The sequence below is a fragment of the Leptospira perdikensis genome (assembly GCF_004769575.1).
In the GTDB taxonomy this organism is placed as follows: Bacteria; Spirochaetota; Leptospiria; order Leptospirales; family Leptospiraceae; genus Leptospira_A; species Leptospira_A perdikensis.
The window spans coordinates 1,184,395-1,202,608 of record NZ_RQGA01000003.1; the positions used below are offsets into that span (position 1 = coordinate 1,184,395).

16 protein-coding genes are annotated in these 18,214 nt (G+C 40.7%); 8 read left to right on the top strand and 8 right to left on the bottom strand.

Annotation, left to right across the window (positions count from 1 at the left end; translation table 11 throughout):
- Positions 1–29 precede the first annotated feature (29 nt).
- Positions 30–1,319, bottom strand: a complete 1,290-nt coding sequence (locus EHQ49_RS06865) for a citrate synthase (protein ID WP_135577593.1) — start codon at positions 1,317–1,319, stop codon at positions 30–32.
- A gap of 68 nt (positions 1,320–1,387) precedes the next feature.
- Positions 1,388–3,655 (bottom strand): lytic transglycosylase domain-containing protein, encoded by a 2,268-nt coding sequence (locus EHQ49_RS06870; RefSeq protein WP_135577595.1) that lies wholly within the window; start codon positions 3,653–3,655, stop codon positions 1,388–1,390.
- 48 nt (positions 3,656–3,703) lie between these two features.
- On the opposite strand from EHQ49_RS06870, the gene EHQ49_RS06875 reads away from it, so the two are divergent.
- From EHQ49_RS06875 to EHQ49_RS06905, 7 genes are all read left to right on the top strand, one after another.
- A complete protein-coding gene (locus EHQ49_RS06875) occupies positions 3,704–4,903 on the top strand; it encodes an LBF_1011 family protein (protein WP_135577597.1) in 1,200 nt (399 codons plus the stop codon).
- Position 4,904: 1 nt separating this feature from the next.
- Positions 4,905–5,678, top strand: a complete 774-nt coding sequence (locus EHQ49_RS06880; RefSeq protein WP_135577599.1) for a hypothetical protein — start codon at positions 4,905–4,907, stop codon at positions 5,676–5,678.
- Positions 5,679–5,746: 68 nt separating this feature from the next.
- Positions 5,747–6,187 carry a bactofilin family protein gene (locus EHQ49_RS06885; RefSeq protein WP_002973191.1) on the top strand — a complete coding sequence of 147 codons (441 nt, stop codon included), beginning with the start codon at positions 5,747–5,749 and terminating at the stop codon, positions 6,185–6,187.
- Positions 6,188–7,117 carry a PdxA family dehydrogenase gene (locus EHQ49_RS06890; RefSeq protein WP_135577601.1) on the top strand — a complete coding sequence of 310 codons (930 nt, stop codon included), beginning with the start codon at positions 6,188–6,190 and terminating at the stop codon, positions 7,115–7,117.
- A gap of 10 nt (positions 7,118–7,127) precedes the next feature.
- A complete protein-coding gene (locus EHQ49_RS06895; RefSeq protein ID WP_135577603.1) occupies positions 7,128–7,550 on the top strand; it encodes a hypothetical protein in 423 nt (140 codons plus the stop codon).
- A 16-nt stretch (positions 7,551–7,566) separates the two neighbouring features.
- Entirely contained in the window at positions 7,567–8,688 is a 1,122-nt protein-coding gene (locus tag EHQ49_RS06900; protein ID WP_135577605.1) for a DegT/DnrJ/EryC1/StrS aminotransferase family protein, read from the top strand.
- A complete protein-coding gene (locus tag EHQ49_RS06905) occupies positions 8,688–9,428 on the top strand; it encodes a hypothetical protein (RefSeq protein WP_208732168.1) in 741 nt (246 codons plus the stop codon). Before EHQ49_RS06900 ends, EHQ49_RS06905 begins: the two co-directional genes overlap by 1 nt.
- 4 nt (positions 9,429–9,432) lie before the next feature.
- Here EHQ49_RS06905 and EHQ49_RS06910 read toward each other — a convergent pair whose 3' ends face one another.
- The 4 genes from EHQ49_RS06910 to odhB all read right to left on the bottom strand — a co-directional run bounded on the left by EHQ49_RS06910 (position 9,433) and on the right by odhB (position 15,869).
- Positions 9,433–10,302, bottom strand: a complete 870-nt coding sequence (locus tag EHQ49_RS06910; protein WP_244241379.1) for a hypothetical protein — start codon at positions 10,300–10,302, stop codon at positions 9,433–9,435.
- Between the two features lie 126 nt (positions 10,303–10,428).
- Positions 10,429–13,197 (bottom strand): 2-oxoglutarate dehydrogenase E1 component, encoded by a 2,769-nt coding sequence (locus EHQ49_RS06915; protein ID WP_135577609.1) that lies wholly within the window; start codon positions 13,195–13,197, stop codon positions 10,429–10,431.
- Between the two features lie 34 nt (positions 13,198–13,231).
- Positions 13,232–14,638: a dihydrolipoyl dehydrogenase gene (gene lpdA, locus EHQ49_RS06920; RefSeq protein ID WP_135577611.1), complete on the bottom strand. Its 1,407-nt coding sequence runs from the start codon at positions 14,636–14,638 to the stop codon at positions 13,232–13,234.
- 7 nt (positions 14,639–14,645) lie between these two features.
- Positions 14,646–15,869 carry a 2-oxoglutarate dehydrogenase complex dihydrolipoyllysine-residue succinyltransferase gene (gene odhB, locus EHQ49_RS06925; RefSeq protein ID WP_135577613.1) on the bottom strand — a complete coding sequence of 408 codons (1,224 nt, stop codon included), beginning with the start codon at positions 15,867–15,869 and terminating at the stop codon, positions 14,646–14,648.
- A gap of 157 nt (positions 15,870–16,026) precedes the next feature.
- On the opposite strand from odhB, the gene EHQ49_RS06930 reads away from it, so the two are divergent.
- Positions 16,027–16,560, top strand: coding sequence for a gamma carbonic anhydrase family protein (locus EHQ49_RS06930; RefSeq protein ID WP_135577615.1), 534 nt, complete (start codon positions 16,027–16,029; stop codon positions 16,558–16,560).
- Between the two features lie 112 nt (positions 16,561–16,672).
- Here the strand turns inward: EHQ49_RS06930 and EHQ49_RS06935 are convergent, their stop codons facing one another.
- The gene (locus EHQ49_RS06935; RefSeq protein WP_135577618.1) at positions 16,673–17,149 is read right to left on the bottom strand and encodes an SseB family protein; all 477 of its coding nucleotides are present in this window, start codon (positions 17,147–17,149) and stop codon (positions 16,673–16,675) included.
- A gap of 215 nt (positions 17,150–17,364) precedes the next feature.
- Positions 17,365–18,093: an ankyrin repeat domain-containing protein gene (locus EHQ49_RS06940; RefSeq protein WP_135577620.1), complete on the bottom strand. Its 729-nt coding sequence runs from the start codon at positions 18,091–18,093 to the stop codon at positions 17,365–17,367.
- Between the last annotated feature and the right edge of the window lie 121 nt (positions 18,094–18,214).

The following is an 18,214-nucleotide window of genomic DNA, read 5'->3' on the forward strand; positions in this document are numbered from 1 at the left end:
TCCCCCTGTCCTGATTTGGTATAGGTGTTTTATGCCTGTTTTTTAGCTGCTTCGTAAGAGATTTCTTGAGGACCAGTGTAAATTTGGCGTGGTCGGCCGATTTTTAAACTTGGGTCTTCAATCATTTCTTTCCACTGCGCAATCCAACCTGGAAGTCTTCCCATAGCAAACATTACTGTAAACATGTTGGTCGGAATTCCAAGGGCACGGTAGATGATTCCTGAGTAGAAGTCAACATTTGGATAAAGTTTTCTTTCTACAAAGTATGGATCGTTAAGAGCGGCTTCTTCCAATTCTTTTGCAATGTCAAGGAGTGGGTCTTTGATTCCTAGTTTGTTTAGAACTTTATCACAAGCTACTTTGATGATTTTTGCACGTGGGTCAAAGTTTTTATAAACGCGGTGACCAAATCCATTCAATCGGAAACTGGAGTTTTTGTCTTTGGCTTGTTCTACGATTTTTTTCACAGAAAGCCCGCTCTTTTTAATTCCTTCCAACATTTCCAATACTTCTTGGTTCGCACCACCGTGACGAGGTCCCCAGAGTGCAAGGATTCCTGCAGAAATCGCACCATACAAGTTGGCAAGGGAAGATCCCACCAAACGTACAGTAGATGTAGAACAGTTTTGTTCATGATCTGCATGTAGAATGAGTAACAAGTTGAGTGCGGAAACAATTTCTGGATCGATATGATAATCTTCAGCAGGAACCGCAAACATCATATTCATGAAGTTAGATGCATAATCTAACTCATTGAGTGGATGGATGATTGGTTGGCCGATTGATTTTTTATAAGCGTAAGCTGCGATCGTTGGGAATTTTGCAAGAAGTCGAATGATGGAGATTTCTCTGTGTTCCTCATTCATCGGATCATAACTATCTTGGTAGTATGTAGACAAACATCCCATCATACAAGACATGATTGCCATCGGGTGTCCATCTTTTGGAAAACCGTTGAACAATCGTTTTAGATCCTCATGGATCATTGTATGATTAGTAATGGAAGTATTCCACTCTTTGAGTTGTGCGTCGTTTGGAAGTTTGCCGTAGATGAGTAAATAAGCTACTTCAGTAAAAGTAGACTTAGCGGCCAAATCATCAATAGGAATTCCGCGGTAACGGAGGATTCCCTGTTCTCCATCGAGAAAGGTAATATCACTGGTGCAAGCACCTGTATTTAAATAACCGGAATCAATCGTAACATAACCGGACAATTGGCGGAGTTTAGTAATATCAATTGCCTTCTCGTTTTCACTTCCTACTAAAATTGGAAGTTCGAACTCTTTTCCATCCACTTTCAGAATTGCCTTTTCGGACATATCTTCTCCTGTATATCTCTGTCTATTTCAAAGGATAGAGAGAGGAAAGGGTGGGGAAAAGCCATTTTTTACAACTTATGGTATTTTTTCATGATGTCGTATGCGTAGAAATTCGAAACCACGATGCGACAGTAATCTCTCGACTCTTTGTATGGAAGATCCTCTAGAAAATGGTTAAAATCGCCTGAGTAAACCGACTTCTTCCACTTTCGTAAATTTCCAGGCCCCCCATTGTATGCGATGGATGCCCATTTCAATTCGTTCCCATTGGATTTTAAAAGATAGGCTAAAAATTTTGTCCCCAAACGGATGGAGGTATCCGGTTCATACAGGGAGTAGGAAGTGATTCCCATCCGAGAGGCTAGTTCTTTGCCCGTCGCTGGCATAATTTGCATAAGACCCCGCGCATTGGATCTTGACGTGGCTGTCTCCTTAAAGAAGGATTCTTGTCGCATCAAGGCATAGATTTTGTCTTCTGAGATATCATTTTCGTTTGCGTAGCGCGAGACAAGACTTTGGTGAGGTCTTGGATAGATGCGAACGGAGAGGGAAGTCGGGAGAAGGATAGGATCATCCGGGATAAAATGTCTTTTGAGGAGTGATCTTGTGTGAAATGCCGTATAATACGTATTATATGTTAAGTCACCAATCCCTACTAAAATTTCATCTTTTTCTTCTTCGGAAAGGTTTTCCCGTTTTATGTGGAAGTTGACAAGACTTAGTCCCAAACTATCTTCTCCGACGCGAAAGTATTCTTTGGCAAGGTTTAGAAGTTTGTGTCCTTGGATTCGGGAACTCATTCCTCCCAGTTTATTGCCTAATTCATAAGAATCTTTTGGATACACAAATCCCAAATTGCGACCAAGGATGGCATAGGATTCTTCTGGAATTCCGGCGGTATAAGATAAGTATTCAAAAAGATATTCTTTGTTATAGGTGGGATTGTCGGGTTTATTTGATTCTTTGATGATGGATAAAAATTCTTCTCGGATCACACGTGTATAATAAGAACCGGGGCAAAGGGCATAATAACGTTTGAGTTCTTTTTTTAATTTTTCTGTTTCTCCACTTTCTTTTAGAGAGCGCAGATACCAATATACGAGTCGGCCTTTGACTGGGAGGTTTGGAATTTCTGCAAGTGCCCTTTCAAATTTTACAAGAGGAGCATAGTTTGATTTATCTCCTTTGCGATCCACTAGATATTCAATCAATCTGTCTTGGTAAAACAGATTAAAGGGATACTTTCCTAAATACAGAATTAGGTTTTCAAAATACAATTCCCGGTCACCCAGACGATCGTAAGAGGCGGCAAGAACTCGGTAATATCCTGCATCTTTTCCTGGAAATGTTCTTAAAAGTTCAATGGCCGCCTGGAATTTATTTTGTTGGTACAAAATATCGGCAAGGGCAACGATAAAGGACGAATCCATATCAACAAAGGTTTTGTTTGCACGTAATACTCGGAAAAGTTCGTTAGTTTTTCCTGTTTTTGTTAAGACGGATGTTAGGTGTTTAAATCCTTCGTAGTAAGCAAGTCTAGTAGAAAAAACTTCGGGTCTTGTGCGAAACAAGGCTTCTTTATCGTTATGGCTGATTGCTGGAAGAAGAAGGGTCAGTTCTGATGGAGCTAACTGTAAAATACTTCCAGATCCTTTGTATTTGGACCAATCGGCTGCGACCATATGGACAGTGGAGTCAGAGAGCCCATCTCTCTGTAGAAGATTCAACCATTCTTCTACAGCTGATTTTTCATCACCTAATATGAGTTTTGCTTTTCCGTATCTGTATTGTGTGTCACCGGTAAGAAGGTATTTTTTATGTGTTTCCTGAATGGAATTAATTTTATCTAAAATTTCTTTCCATTGGTTGTTTGCCGCAAGGAGGCGAACAAGTTCATCAAGTGACCTTCTGCAAATGGGATCTTCTTCAAGATTTAGGCGGCCGAGAAACTGAATTCTTTCTGCTGGTGTGAGGTAGTTCCTTTGTGTGATTTCTGTGTACAATTTCCAATAACTAAGTTTAAAAATTGTGGTTTGGAAGGGCATTGTTTGTGTCAGAATTTTTCTTACTTCCTCTTCCGAGGATTCAGTGACAAAAACCCCACGAACAAGAGAAATCAAATACCGAAATCGTTTCTCCTTGTCTCCGTTAGGTGCCTTTTCGTGAAATTCAATAAGGCTATACACTTCACTTTCACGAGAAGGATTTGTATTTCGAAAATGGTTTTCGATTTGCCCCCACTGGTGTGATTTGATTAAATATTGAAGGTCAGTTTCCGCAAATAGGGATGTTGTGAAAAAGAGAAGAATTCTACTTGCTAACCAAAAATGCCTCATGCATACTTCCTATGATTACGAATTTAGAGAGGGAAGGTTCCTCTCCTTATGAGCTTACAAACAGAATACAAACTGCAATGGCCGGAATATCATATCGAATTCCACAAGACGCCTCATCTTCCTAAAACGGCCACACTCTCAGAGCTCTGGCCAGATTTACGTGCCTTCTTTTCGGGCAATCAGTCTCGATTTGCAAACTATCTCTTCTATTTATCGACCGATTTTTCTGGGGGGTTCAGCCTTTGTTCCGTTTTGGGGGAAAATGAAGTCGCCAATCGGTTCCGAGACCCGCAATTGACGGCACCTTCCACATTCCCGAGCCAATCATTAGACCAAATTTGGAAACTCTGTCAAAATCGGGAGTTTGAAGAGATGGAGAGAGAAGATTGGGAACTTGTTGGGTTTGGACTCTTGTATGCAGGAAAAATTCTCGAGTTTCGAAACTGGGTCTTAAAAACCAAAGAATTTTTCGGTCAAACCGATGACAACCGTCGGTTTTTGTTTTTACTTGGTTGGGAATCATCAGAATTACCTTATGATAATTCCATTTTACATATGTTAGTTGAATATATCAAAGGGAACAAAGAAAATTTAGATTTTAAAACTCTAACCAATGCTGTCACAGTAGATTCTCATTGGCAAATCTCTGGAGTTCTTTTTCATACAATTGAAATGGGTTGGTTTATTGGAGACGAGACATTTCGATTTTGGAAATTTTTCATTGGGTTTTACGCAGAATGGGAAGAGTGGGAGAAACAAAAATTTCGTTTCGTTTCGATGGGAAAAATTCCTGCCTTCCCGGCGTTGCGGTATGCAAAACGATACTTTCCAGAAGAAACATTTTTACATTACCGAGAGGAATTGGAAACTAATCTTCGTGGGGACTGGACCCATGGTTATGGGTTTGGTTATGAGTTGTCACACGAAATGGATCCGTTTGTGGAAACCGTTGTAAGATTTCGAAATGATGGTCTTCGTTATGAAGAAGAATTAAAAGCTGAGTTAATACTTCGTCCCTATTCTTATTTTATCAATTTACAGTTGGCGACGATTGCTTTTGTGAAAAAGGAAAACGATAAGTTTTTAAACTTCTATAAAAAAGCCGGTCGATTGAAATATTTACCTCTAGCTCTTAATTTGTATTGGCGTGTTTTGAAGACCAACGGGGAAGACGTTTTAGCGCACTCCATTGAACGAACGCTGATCGCAACGGGAGAATCGACAAACATTCCGGAAGGTTGGGTATAAGATGCCACTCTCACAAGAACAGATTATGGAACTCTCCAAATTGCAGAAAATGCTAAGGAATTTGGAGAAAATTGAAAGAAATGCCAAAAATGATCTGCAAAAGGAAAGAGTTGCATTTGATATCGAACGTTATAGACGCCGGATGCAAGAGGTATCACCGGAAGGTATTCCTGATAATTTAGAGCAGACTATGCGAAACGCTAAAACCAGAGAGGAAAATCCAGAGAACCTCAAACACAAAATTATATCTCAGTATCCGGTGATGAAAGTTTCTCCCAATTCCAATGATAGTGAAATCAATCAAATAGGTACTCTTGTGAATATTATGGATTTGGAATATATTCCGATCCTTGGGGATGGACATATTAAATTTGATTATTCCCATGCTACAGAAAGGGACTCAGTTCTTAAGTATATGGAAAACTTACGGCGGAACATGAAGATCCTAGTGGAAACAGTAGAGGAATATGCGGCTGCCGACAAACAAGAGTTCCGTGAACAGCTCTCACGGATGAAAAACAAACAATCCCGAATCTTCATCGCAGAATCGTTCGAAACCCTTGGTAAATTTAGAGACTTTCTGACTGCGGTGAACAAAGACATCAAAGAAGGGAATAATGTCATTATGAACATGGAAGAACCGATCAAATTCAATCCGAGGTTTGAAAAGGCCACGGTTTTGGAAGGTCGTTCGATTATGGAAGGCCTTCGTGAATTTCAAGAATTCGCTGAAGAAGCTTGTGATTTGATTCGACTCCCGTCTTTTCGAGGGTAAAAAAACCTTTTCATTCCCGGGGGGAACAAGGACACTGTGAAAAATCACATTCACGGACTCGTAACAGCATGGCATTAGTCAAAAATCAGACCGAAGTTACCAATTCAACTATTGGTGAGAATTCTTACTTCAATGGTAAATTCTTCATCAATGGATCCTTAAAAATTGACGGTAAATTCGAGGGAAAATCCCTCCAAGCCGAACACCTCTACATTGGTGTTACCGGAAAGGTCAAAACCAACATCACTGCTGCCAGTGTCATCGTAGAGGGAATTGTGGTTGGAAACGTGACTGCGAGAAACCGCGTGATGCTCCTTCCTACTTCTAAAATCCTCGGCGATATCAAAACTCCGGAACTCATCATCCAAAATGGGGTGATTCTCGAAGGACGTTGTATGATTTCCAACGACCTCAAACATAGTGCCAAAGACCTAATCGAATTGGAATATTCCAAAGATTCTTTAAGTGTTGAGAAAATTTTTGGGAAACAACCAAACGCAAAAGAATAATTGAAAACCATTCTGATTTCGGAAGGCGATCCAACAAGTATCAACTACGAGCTTATGGTTTCTGCCTTCCCATTGTTGCAATCCTTAGGGAAACGCCACCGCATCTATTTTATCCGTGGCCCTCACAATCTCACGGTTCCCTCACTTCCAAACTTGACTCGGCCGATTGACGCACCCGGGTTTTATTCTCTCCCTTGGTCAGATTCTAAAAAATCACGTAACTTTATTTTAGGTAAACCCTCCAAAACCTCAGGTAGGATGGCGTATGATTCTTTACTCGCTGCTATGGACTGGCAAAAGGAATTAGGCGCTGATTTAATCACCCTTCCGCTGTCAAAAGAGTGGGTTGGAAAAGCAGGAATCAAAGGATTTAGAGGTCATACAGAAACCTTGGCTGAGTATTATAAACGCCCTACGTTTATGATGATGTCTGGTGAAAAATTAAACGTAATTCCTTTAACCACCCATGTCCCTTTGAAAGACGTGGTAAAAGAACTAAAAAAGTTTTCTTGGAAGGAACTTTCCAAAGCCCTCCTCCGTTCGAGATTTCTAAAGAATCCAAAAATTGCTTATTTGGGACTAAACCCACATGCGGGTGAAGGGGGAAAGATTGGGGATGAAGAATTGACCATCCTTGCGGCCGGTGTCCAAATCTTACGAAAAGCAAAGTTTTCTGTGGAAGGTCCACTTTCAGCAGATTCTGCTTTTTTGCCGGGGGGGTTTGCGTACGATTTGTATTTGGCAGGGTATCATGACCAGGGACTCATCCCATTTAAATTGCTTGAAGGGAAGAAGGGAGTCAATATAACCTTAGGACTGGATTTTACTCGTCTGTCCCCGGATCATGGGACAGCCTTTGACATTGCTGGAAAAGGGATCGCAGATCCAACAGGACTCATTTCCTGTTTAGAACGACTAACGGAGACTTAAAAAAGATTTCATGACACTACTGGAAACCGTTGCCTTTCCTGTTCTTTTCATTTGGTTTGTGGGCCTTCTTCTCACTCTCTTTCGAAGAGATTTGGAGTCACATTGGAAGTTCTTTTTCTTTCTCGTGTTTTGTTTTTATTTAGTTCAGTTTTTTCCTGAATTTTGGGAAGGTGTGACTCGTTGGAAAGAAAATCCAAAAGCGGAGGCACTTCTTTGGATCTCGGCTATGGGAAATTCTATCTATGTATTTTTATTTTTTTTATGGCCTCTCGTTCTCATTCGAATTTATTATTCCGCATCCAATAACTTAAGTAAAACCTTGATCCCTGCGCTCGCTTATGGGACGGTTCTGTATTGGGCATTATTTTTTCTTTGGACCATGTATTCCAAAGAGTTCAATGGTTGGCTTCATCAAATTTTCACAAATAAGTAATTAAAAAGGGCATACAATGGCAGTTCCATTTATAGATATCAAACGATTTGAACCAGGATTTTTGGACACCTGGAATGAAAAAGTAAAGTCCATGTCCGTAAACGCACAGTTTATCGGTGGAAACGAAGTTACAGATTTAGAAGCGGGTCTTGCTACTTGGGCAGAAACAAAATATGCCATTGGTTGTGCCAATGGAACCGATGCTTTACAATTGGCTCTTCGTGCTGTGGGAGTGGGCCGCGGTGATAAAGTTTTGTTACCGGATTCAACATTTTGGGCAACCTTTGAAGCGGTTGTGAATGTGGGTGGTGATCCTTACACCATTGATACCAATCCTGTTGATTTACAAATGGACTTTCAAGTTTTTCAAGAAGCAGTAGAAAAAGTAAAACCAAAGGCTGCTCTGGTTGTTCATTTGTATGGATGGGGAACATCAAAAATTGAAGAACTCCGTAAATTTTGCAAAGAAAAGAATGTGGCTCTCATTGAAGATGGAGCTCAGTGTTTTGGTGTGAAACACAATGGAAAATCGTTATACAAAGATGCGCTCATATCCACAACTTCCTTTTACCCTGCAAAGGTGTTAGGTGCTGCTGGTGACGGTGGTGCTGTATTTACAAATGATGAAGAGTTATCTATCGTGACACGTCGTCTTGTGAACCATGGAAGAACCTCTCATTACGAACATGGACTTGTGGGATGGAACTCAAGACTGGATTCTTTACAGGCAGCATTTCTCAATTTGTCTTTAAAACATCTACAAACAAGAATTGATTCCCGCAAAAAGTCACAAAACGTATATTATAAAGAACTACCGGGTTTAGGAATTGGTGTCATCCAACCACCCAAAGGTTATGACGAAAATGGTTATTGTAACGTAACTTTGGTGGATCCTGAAGTACGTCCTAAAATTGAAGCTGTTTTAAAAGACAAAGGGATTGGATTTGGAAATATTTATCCTGGGGCCATGTCTGACCAACCTGGCGCAAAGCCATATCTCATTGAGAGATTTGGCAAAGATGGGAATGCTCGTAGGATTTCCAAATCTGTTCTCAACTTCCCTCTGTTTGCTTATATGACAGATTCGGAGCTTGACGAAGTGTTTAGCGCAATTAAGGCATATAACTCGAACAAATAATGGAAAAGTTTAGAGTCGGAGTTTTTCTATTTTTTTTACTCATCCTTGCGGTGTTAACTTTTAGTTTATCTAAGAGTTGGCGCCTTTATGATGATGGGTATGAAGTGACTGTAGAAACTCCAGAATCTAAAGAAAAAGACAATTCTCCTGAACCTTCTGATAATTTAGATTTAGAAGATGGAAATGGGAAAATTTATTGGAAACAATACTTTATTTATCCACATGGACTTGTCACTGAGTCCGGTGGGTTTGGTCCTGATGGGATTTTATCTCATGCAAGAAATTTATATTCTATCAACTTAAAAGATGGAAAGGTCCAAAAACTTTTTCCTCATGATGTTTATATTTGGGATTTTTTTGCCGGCGATTTTGCCAAAAAAACTGTATCCAACACCATCGATGACCCTAAAGAAGATGTCCTAGGTTTAGAGAAAAAAATCATTATCTTAGCTGTCACTGAAGATAGCAATTTAGATGGAGTTCTCAATTATAAAGACCACAAATTGGTTTATCTGTTTGATCCAGAGACTAGTCGACTAGAAACTGTTTTGCCTTTGGGATTCCATTTTCGTAAAGTTGTTTACAATTCTGCAAAAAACCACCTAACGTTAATTTTAGGAAAGAACCCCGATAAACAAGTGAATAAAAGACGAAAACTCCCTGAACCGGAAATCAAACTTCATATCTTTGATTTTGATACGGTTACGTTTAAGGGAGTTCTGAGTGGATCTTTGGAATGATTCCTTAGTATTTACCGATTGCATCCAAATTAAAAATAAATCCAAACTGAAATCCCGCATGGTTGATTGCTTCTGAAGAGAACGCATTTGATTTAAGAATTTTACGAGATCCAAAAAGCTCTAAAGAAAAACCGAATTCTGGGGTAACGTAATAATTCATACCTAACGCAACTCTACCACCAATTCCTGTACCTGGATGTGTGTAAGTAGGATAGTATAAATTATTCAATTGTCCCGTTCTATATTTAGCATCAAAATTGAGAATACTCACTTCTAAACCAATAAATGGATCAAATTTGTTCCTTGATAAAAAATGGTAATTCAGACCTAATCCATAGTTTCGATCCTTATAAAGGGTATTCGTTAACGGAACTGCTTCCACATAATTTGTATATCCATTAGGACTATTTCGATCCGGATAGGCGAGTTGGTTATTTCCTTGTGCCACTACCGACATTGTACTATAGGAAATAAACAATCCTATATGTTCAGTCAGTCCATATTCCATGGTAGCTCGTCGTGTATTTCCCGCCTGGACCTTGTCATTTGGTAAAGGGAAATTTTGCGGAAAAGGAAGTACTCCGATCATTCGAACAGGCATAACTCCGAGAGTTGCTTGTGTCCGGAGTCCGTTTTGGTAAGCTTGTTCCCTTTGGATGAGACTTCCGCCTATATATGCGGTTTCTCCTCCAAGCGTTGACATATAAAATCCACCTTTATAAAATCCGTAAACGGCTTCCGGTTTTTGTGTCTGGGAAAAAATGGTGGTACTCAATAAACAAAAGAATATAACAAAAATAGAGGTTACTTGTGACGAATGTTTGAATACTTTTCTCATTTCAGAGAATTTAACGGCCGCTTGCTGGTTTGTCAATTGATTAATTCATATTTCATTTTTTGGTTTTGAAAGTTTTACTGTCATTCAAACAAAAAAGCCCTGAGATTTCTCTCAAGGCTCCTTTTAAACAATTTTGATTTTTGTAGTGGGATGGCTTATTTTTTAAGATAAGGCATCCTTTACTAAATCTTCTTGTTCTTTTAAGTGTGTGACCACGTGCCCACAAGCAGGACTTGGGAACTCAGAACGGCCTGCATAATGCAAACGTTTGTTCTCTGGCATCACGGCTTCAATACGATCCCGAACAAAAAACCAAGCTCCTTGGTTTTTTGGTTCTTCCTGTACCCATACAAATTTTTTCAATTTTCCATAACTTGTAATCATTTGTTGGATATGGTTTTCTGGGAACGGATAGAGTTGTTCGATCCGAACGACAGCTACGTTTTCCAATTTTTGAGCATCAATTGCTTTACGTAGGTCGTAGTATACTTTTCCAGAACAGAAAAGTAACTTCTCTACTTTTTCCGGTTTTGCTACTGGATCAGGAAGGATCTTTCTAAAAGCACCAGTGGTAATATCTTCCAAACTAGAAGCCGCATCTTTCAACCTGAGGAGTGACTTCGGTGTCATGATGATGAGTGGCTTTCTAAAACTTTGTAAGATTTGTCGACGTAAGATGTGGAAGTACTGTGCCGGTGTGGTAAGGTTTGCCACTTGGATATTGTCCAAAGCACAAAGTTGGAGGAAACGTTCGAGTCTTGCTGACGAGTGTTCCGGACCTTGTCCTTCGTATCCATGAGGGAGTAAACAAACAAGACCAGACATCCTTTGCCATTTGATTTCCGAACTGGAAATGAACTGATCAAAGATCACCTGTGCGTTGTTCGCAAAGTCACCAAACTGAGCTTCCCACATCACAAGGCTATTTGGATCTGCAAGGGAATATCCATATTCAAATCCGAGACAAGAATACTCGGAAAGTGAGGAGTTCACAATATCGATCTTTGCTTGTTTGTCGCTGATGTGGTTGAGAAGGGTGAGTTTTTTCCCGTTCACAATGTCCGAAAGAGTGGCATGTCTATGAGAGAAAGTTCCTCTTTGTGCATCTTGTCCACCGAGGCGAATTGGGAATCCGTTTTCCAAAATGGAACCAAAAGAAAGAGATTCTGCAAATCCCCAGTCGATAGGAAGTTCTCCCGCTCCCATTTTTCTACGGTCTTCTAAAACCTTGATGTGTTTTGGATTCGCTGTATATCCTTCTGGAAGGGTTGTGACTGCTTTGACAATTCCACCTAATTGTTGTTGGAGGAGTTGTGTATGAACATCGGAATCCAAAGGTTCTTTGGTGTATCTTGACCAAACACCACCGAGTGTGTCTACGGTAATCCGAGTGTCTTTTTCCTTTGCTTGTTGGAAAGAGTCTTCAAGTCCTTGGGCAATTCCATCCTTAATGAATTGAATTTCATCAGGGGTGATGTCACCACGTTGCAACAATTTCTCTTCGTAAATTTTGATGGTTTTTGGATGTTTTTTGATGATATCATACATCTGTGGTTGTGTGAAGGTTGGTTCATCCGTTTCGTTATGACCAAGTCTTCTATAACAGATAAGATCAATGATCACATCTTTTTTGAATTTTTGACGGTATTCTAACGCAAGTTTTGTGACCCGATATGTGGCTTCCGGATCATCTCCGTTCACATGGAAAATAGGAACTTGGAAACCTTTGGCAAGGTCAGTCGCATACAAAGTAGATCTAGATTCGCTCGGTAGAGTGGTGAATCCAATTTGGTTATTGATTACAATATGGAAAGTTCCTCCAACAGTATAACCATCTAGGTTCATCATGTTGAGAGTTTCTGCCACAACCCCTTGTCCAGCAAAGGCAGCATCCCCATGGATGGCCACTGGCATAAATTTAGAGCGGTCAATGTCTTTTGCCATTTCTTGACGGGCACGAACCGATCCAAAGATGACAGGGTCTACGGCTTCTAAGTGAGAAGGGTTGAAGGCAAGGGAGAGTTTGACTTCTTTTCCGTAATGTGTCATGACATTGTTGGAATACCCAAGATGGTATTTAACGTCCGCATAACCAAGTTGGCCTGGGTTTAATTTTTCTTCGAACTCAGCAAAGATAAGGCCCGCAGGTTTACGAATGATGTTTACAAGCACATTCAAACGCCCCCTGTGCGCCATACCAATCACAAGTGCATCCATTTTATGACCACCCGCTTCTTCCACAAGGGTATCAAGCATAGGGATCATAGTTTCCCCACCTTCGAGAGAAAAACGTTTTTTCCCTACGAATTTTTTAGCGAGGAAGTTTTCGAAACTGTCAGCTTGGTAAAGTTTTTCAAACAAACGTAAGGCGGTTTTTTTGCTGATGGGTTCGTTGTTTGCGAGTGGTTCCATACGATTTTGTAACCACTCTCTTTCCTCATCATTGACGAGGTAGTAGTGTTCACAACCGATAGATCCGCAATAGGTTTTTTCAAACCAATCGATGACGTCTTTTAGTTTTGCTTTCCCAAGATTCACAATTCCGGAATCCACTTCTGTTTCTAAGTCGCTAGATTTTAGGGCTTTGACTTTGAGGTCGATGAATTCGCGGTTGGGTTTGTTGATTCCGAGTGGGTCGAGGTTTGCTGCTAAGTGCCCTTGTCTTCTGTAGGCATTGAGAAGGTTGATGATACCGAAGTCGCTGAGTGAAGAACCTTTCCGGTGTTCGGTGGATGCGTAATTTACATATCCATTTCCATTAAATCCATTCCCGTTGGAACCGTTACTGGATACGGATGTTCTTTCCAGTTCTCCAAAAAAGTCGATCCAGTCTTTTGAAAGACTTTGCGGATCTTCTTTGAACTGTTTGTAATACTCTTCCAATAATACGACGTTATCGCCGTATAAACTCATCATCTGGTCGGTTGTCATATAATCTCCCTAAAACAACAAAACAACAGTTAAATTACGAATGGATCGACCATTTCGCATCAGCATCCATCGCCGCTTCCCGAAGCACTTCGGAAAGAGTGGGGTGGGCATGTGTAGAACGAGCAATGTCTTCCGCACTGGCTCCAAATTCAAAAGCAATCGCAGCTTCCGCTATCATATCGGAGGCCCGAGGACCTACGATATAAACTCCAAGAAGTTTATCCGTTTTTTTGTCAGCGATGACTTTTACTTGTCCATCCGTTTCGTTCATGGCTTTGGCACGAGCGTTCGGTTTGAACATGTACTTACCCACTTTGTATTCGATACCTTTTGCTTTTAGTTCTTCTTCGCCGAGTCCCACCCAAGCCACTTCTGGCCAAGTGTAAACGATAGAAGGAATGGCTTTGTAATTTACATGGCCATACTTTCCACAAATGAGTTCGGCAACAGCAATCCCTTCGTCTTCTGCTTTGTGAGCAAGCATCGGGCCATCGACCACATCCCCAATCGCATAGATATTTGGGATATTGGTTTGGAATTTATTGAGTTCTACTTTTACGCGGCCACGGTCAGTCATTTCGACTCCAATTTCTTTGGCACCGAGTCCGTCCGTGTTGGGACGGCGACCAATGGAAACAAGAACCTTGTCTCCTTCGAGAATGGTTTTTTTGCCGTCTTTGCCTTCGATTTCTACTTCTACTTTTTTGCCTTTGACTTTGGCACCATGGACTTTGGTTTCAAAGAGAAAACCTATCCCTTGCCCAGTTAACAATCGTTCCGCTAAACTGGATATGGCTTGGTCAGCCGTTCCGAAAAGACGTGGCATGAGTTCTACCACAGTGACTTTAGCACCAAGGCGTAACCATACAGATCCCAGTTCCAAACCAATCACACCTGCACCGACAATGATCAGGTGTTCTGGAACAGAATCCAAACCGATTGCGTGGTCAGAGGTGATGATGTTTTTTCCATCTACAGGAAGGGGAGGAATTTCAATTGGGGTAGATCCGGAAGCAATGATGATGTTTGTTCCAGCTATGGATTCTTTTTTACCATCTTCTGCGGTGATCGAAATTTCTGTTTTAGATACAAAACTGGCATGACCCAAATAACGAGTGATTTTGTTTTTTTTCATCAGGTAGTCTACACCGGATGTCACCTCAGAAACCACTTTGTCTTTACGTGCCATCATCTTCGCGATATCGATTTTTACATCTTTTACGGAGATTCCATGGTCGGCTAATTTGTGTTTTGTTTTGTGATATTCTTCAGAAGAATCGAGAAGGGCTTTGGAAGGGATACAACCTACGTTGAGACAAGTCCCACCGAGTGTTTTTCTTTTTTCAATGATGGCTACTTTTTTGCCGAGTTGGGCTGCGCGAACCGCCGCCACATACCCACCAGGACCTGCACCAATGACAATGATATCGTATTGTTCCATAAAATCCTTAAACCTCAAAGAGGAGTCTAGTTGGGTCCTCTACCATTTCTTTGATTTTCACAAGGAACTGAACCGCTTCCTTTCCATCCACAATTCTGTGGTCATAAGAAAGAGCCAAATACATCATAGGGCGAATGACAATTTGGTCATTCACAACTACCGCGCGTTTGACGATATTGTGCATTCCAAGAATTCCCGATTGTGGAGGGTTGAGGATGGGTGTCGACATCATCGATCCATACACACCACCATTGGAGATGGAGAAAGTCCCACCTTCCATGTCTTCGAGAGAGATTTTTCCGTCTTTGACTTTGCCGGCAAGTCTTGCGATCTCTTGTTCCACACCAGCAAAACTAAGTAGGTCGGCATTACGCACAATCGGAACCACAAGACCTTTGGGTCCACCCACAGCCACTCCGATATCATAGAAGTTTTTGTAGACGATGTCTGTTCCGCGAATTTCTGCATTGATGGCAGGATATGCTTTGAGAGCGGCCACCACTGCTTTGGTGAAAAGTGACATGAATCCAAGACCCACACCGTGAGTTTCTTTGAACTTGTCTTTGTATTTATTACGAAGGTCCATAATCGGAGACATATCCACTTCGTTGAAAGTGGTAAGGATGGCTGCCGTATGTTGTGCACTCACCAACCGATTAGCGATGGTTTGGCGAAGTTTTGTCATCGGCACAACGGTTTCTCTTGGACCGGCATTTGCCGAAACCACAACCGCTTTCGGAATCTCAGGGCTTGTTGCTACTTTCGGAGCACCGGCAGCGCCACCTTTTTCCATAAAAAGGATCACATCTTCTTTTGTGATTTGTCCGTTGCGACCAGTTCCCGTGATTTTTGAAATATCTAATTTGTTTTCTTCGATGAGTTTACGAGCAGCAGGAGGAAGTTCTTCATTCACTTTGCCCGTGTTAGGTTGCGCATTTGGTGTTTCCGCTTTCGGAGCTTGGACAGTGGAACTCGCAGGAGCCGATGCCACAGCACCTTCTTCAATGGTACCCATGATATCACGCACGTGAACTACATCCCCGACCTTTTTGGAGATGGATTTTAAAACCCCGGAAGTGGGAGCAGGGATCTCTAATGAGACTTTGTCTGTTTCTAAAATAGCGAGCACTTCGTCTACTTTTACGGCATCGCCTTCTTTTTTGGTCCAAGCACTGATAGTCGCTTCGGTTACGGATTCCCCCATCTCGGGGACTTTGATTTCTATTGCCATGAAATATTCCTTAGCAGGTTTTTAGAGAAAAATAGCGTTTTTGAGGAGAGAGATCCCATTTGAATCTAAGACTACGGTAACTTAGTTGAAGGTAAAAACGCAAGCGGAAAAAACGAAAAGGCCTTGAGTTTCAGTTGGACTGCCTGTGCTTAGAGGAATGATCCGTTCTTTTCAAGGCCATACACCTTCCCTCCACCCCACGGCCTGGGTGGCACCCTCTGCCGACGTACTTGGAAAAGTCACGATTGGCGAAGAGTCTTCCATTTGGTTCCAATGTGTACTTCGTGGTGACGTAAATACCATCACGATTGGCAAACATGTCAACATTCAAGACATGACTTTGGTACATGTGGCAAGAGATCTGTTTCCCGTCACCATTGGAGATTATGTATCCATTGGCCACCATGCGACCATCCACGGTTGTGTTTTGCGGGATCATAGTTTTGTGGGGATGGGGGCCATGCTTATGGACGATGTAGAGATCGGAGAGTGGTCCTTTGTGGGTGCAGGTTCCCTCGTTCCTCCTGGGAAAAAAATCCCGCCAGGAGTTCTCATCATGGGAAGCCCCGCCAAAATCATCCGCGACATTACAGACAAGGACCGCGAGATCATCACTCGCACCGCAAACAACTATGCCAAGTATAAAGAAAACTATCGCAATGAAGGGATTGGGGGCACATCCCTTTCCTAACGGAAAGGGACCGCGCTATTCGCGCAAGTCTTATCGCATCCTGCGATAAGGATTTCCGCTTCTATCCCTTGTGCCCTGTCATTAACATCCAAAACATTTTTTTATCGTATGTTTATTTTGTCATATCGATCACAGTATCGAGCACGTTTGCGTTAACGGTTACACCGTAATATCCAGGGTCTATCACTGCGCCCAATTTTATCGGAGTATTACCTTCGTTTATTTTTTTCGTTGTTTCAAGAAATGATACAAATGAATCTTCCATTAATAAAAAACCTAGTCTGCCAGCTTCATTATAGAATTCCATTGCTCGCTCAGTTGAAGTGAAAACAGGGAGGTATGCCGTCTTGTCCGGTGCAGGAAGAACAAACAATCTGCTACTTCCATCCTTATGGTCTCCGAAAGGTGTTGAATAAAAAACCTTAACTTTACCAAAAGAACTAAGAAACGATTTGTCATCAAGTAAACCCTTTTCATGTTTATCAAGTAGGGAAATCCCATCATGATTTTCTAGAAGTTTTGCCGCATTATTTTGTATTGGTGGTTGATAATCTAGTTTCTTTTTGAATATTTTATTGAACAAACCCATATCGATTTTCCTTTTTACATACTGAAATATTAACAGTTCGAACCTGAATGGGACATTTTTTTCAAAAAGGTTCTCTTTTAAAAGTTTTGTAAATTATCTTATGTTTTTGATATAATCTCTTTGCTGACAATTTCCCAACCATAAAAATAGCATTACCAGAGAAACAGTTTAATGTCGTACATGGAAGTTATGCGAAGGTTTGCTTTTTTAGTGAATTACATTTGTCTTGCTTGAGCAATAAACTCCAGCTTGATTTTAAGAAGATTACCTTTTTCAAAGCCTTCTAATTTACAAATTCTACCTTTATCAAACTTAACACCTTTGTTTTTAAAGAAATTTAGTATTTTAATTTTATCTCGATATCTTGTTTCTGCTTGATCTTGGAATCCAGAATAATAAAGATCTTCATCGGGCCGATAGCACCCAATAAGTTCATTGCCTAAGCGTGTTGAATTATTTTTTAAATCAGCTTCTGAAAAAAGCAGAGGAATCGGTTCGTAAGAGGCAGAACTAATTGCCGAAATAACTGCTACGTTTTCACCGTCTTTGTTTAATGGAGAAAGTCCTTTGGTTTTTAGAAAGTTGATAATTTTCAGTTTATTGCTAATTCTATTTTCTAGGCATTGATTTTTGCAATTGTCATCAAACCTCATAAGTCCGGCAGCGACGCTAAGTAAATTATTCCCAAACAAATCTTTAATTTGATAATCAGCGCCAATATTGATTAGATAATTAAATGTTTCAAAGTCACCAAAACTAGTAGCATAGTAGAGGGGGGATTTATATGCTTTCTCGTAATTATTGGCACTTTCAGAATTAGGAAACCAATCAGATCTTTCTTGATCAGATATAGTCATGCTTTGGTTATATTTTTGAACGATTTTGTCTGCAGACGTTGAGCATCCTACAACTATAATAGCTAGAAATATTGTTAATTTTTTCATATTTTAATCCTTTTTTAAATATATAATAAGACTGTAAACTTTCGCATAACTCGCAATATTCGACTTCATGGGCTCATGAAGTAAACAATTATATTCGGTTTTTTGTGTAAATTTGAGAGTT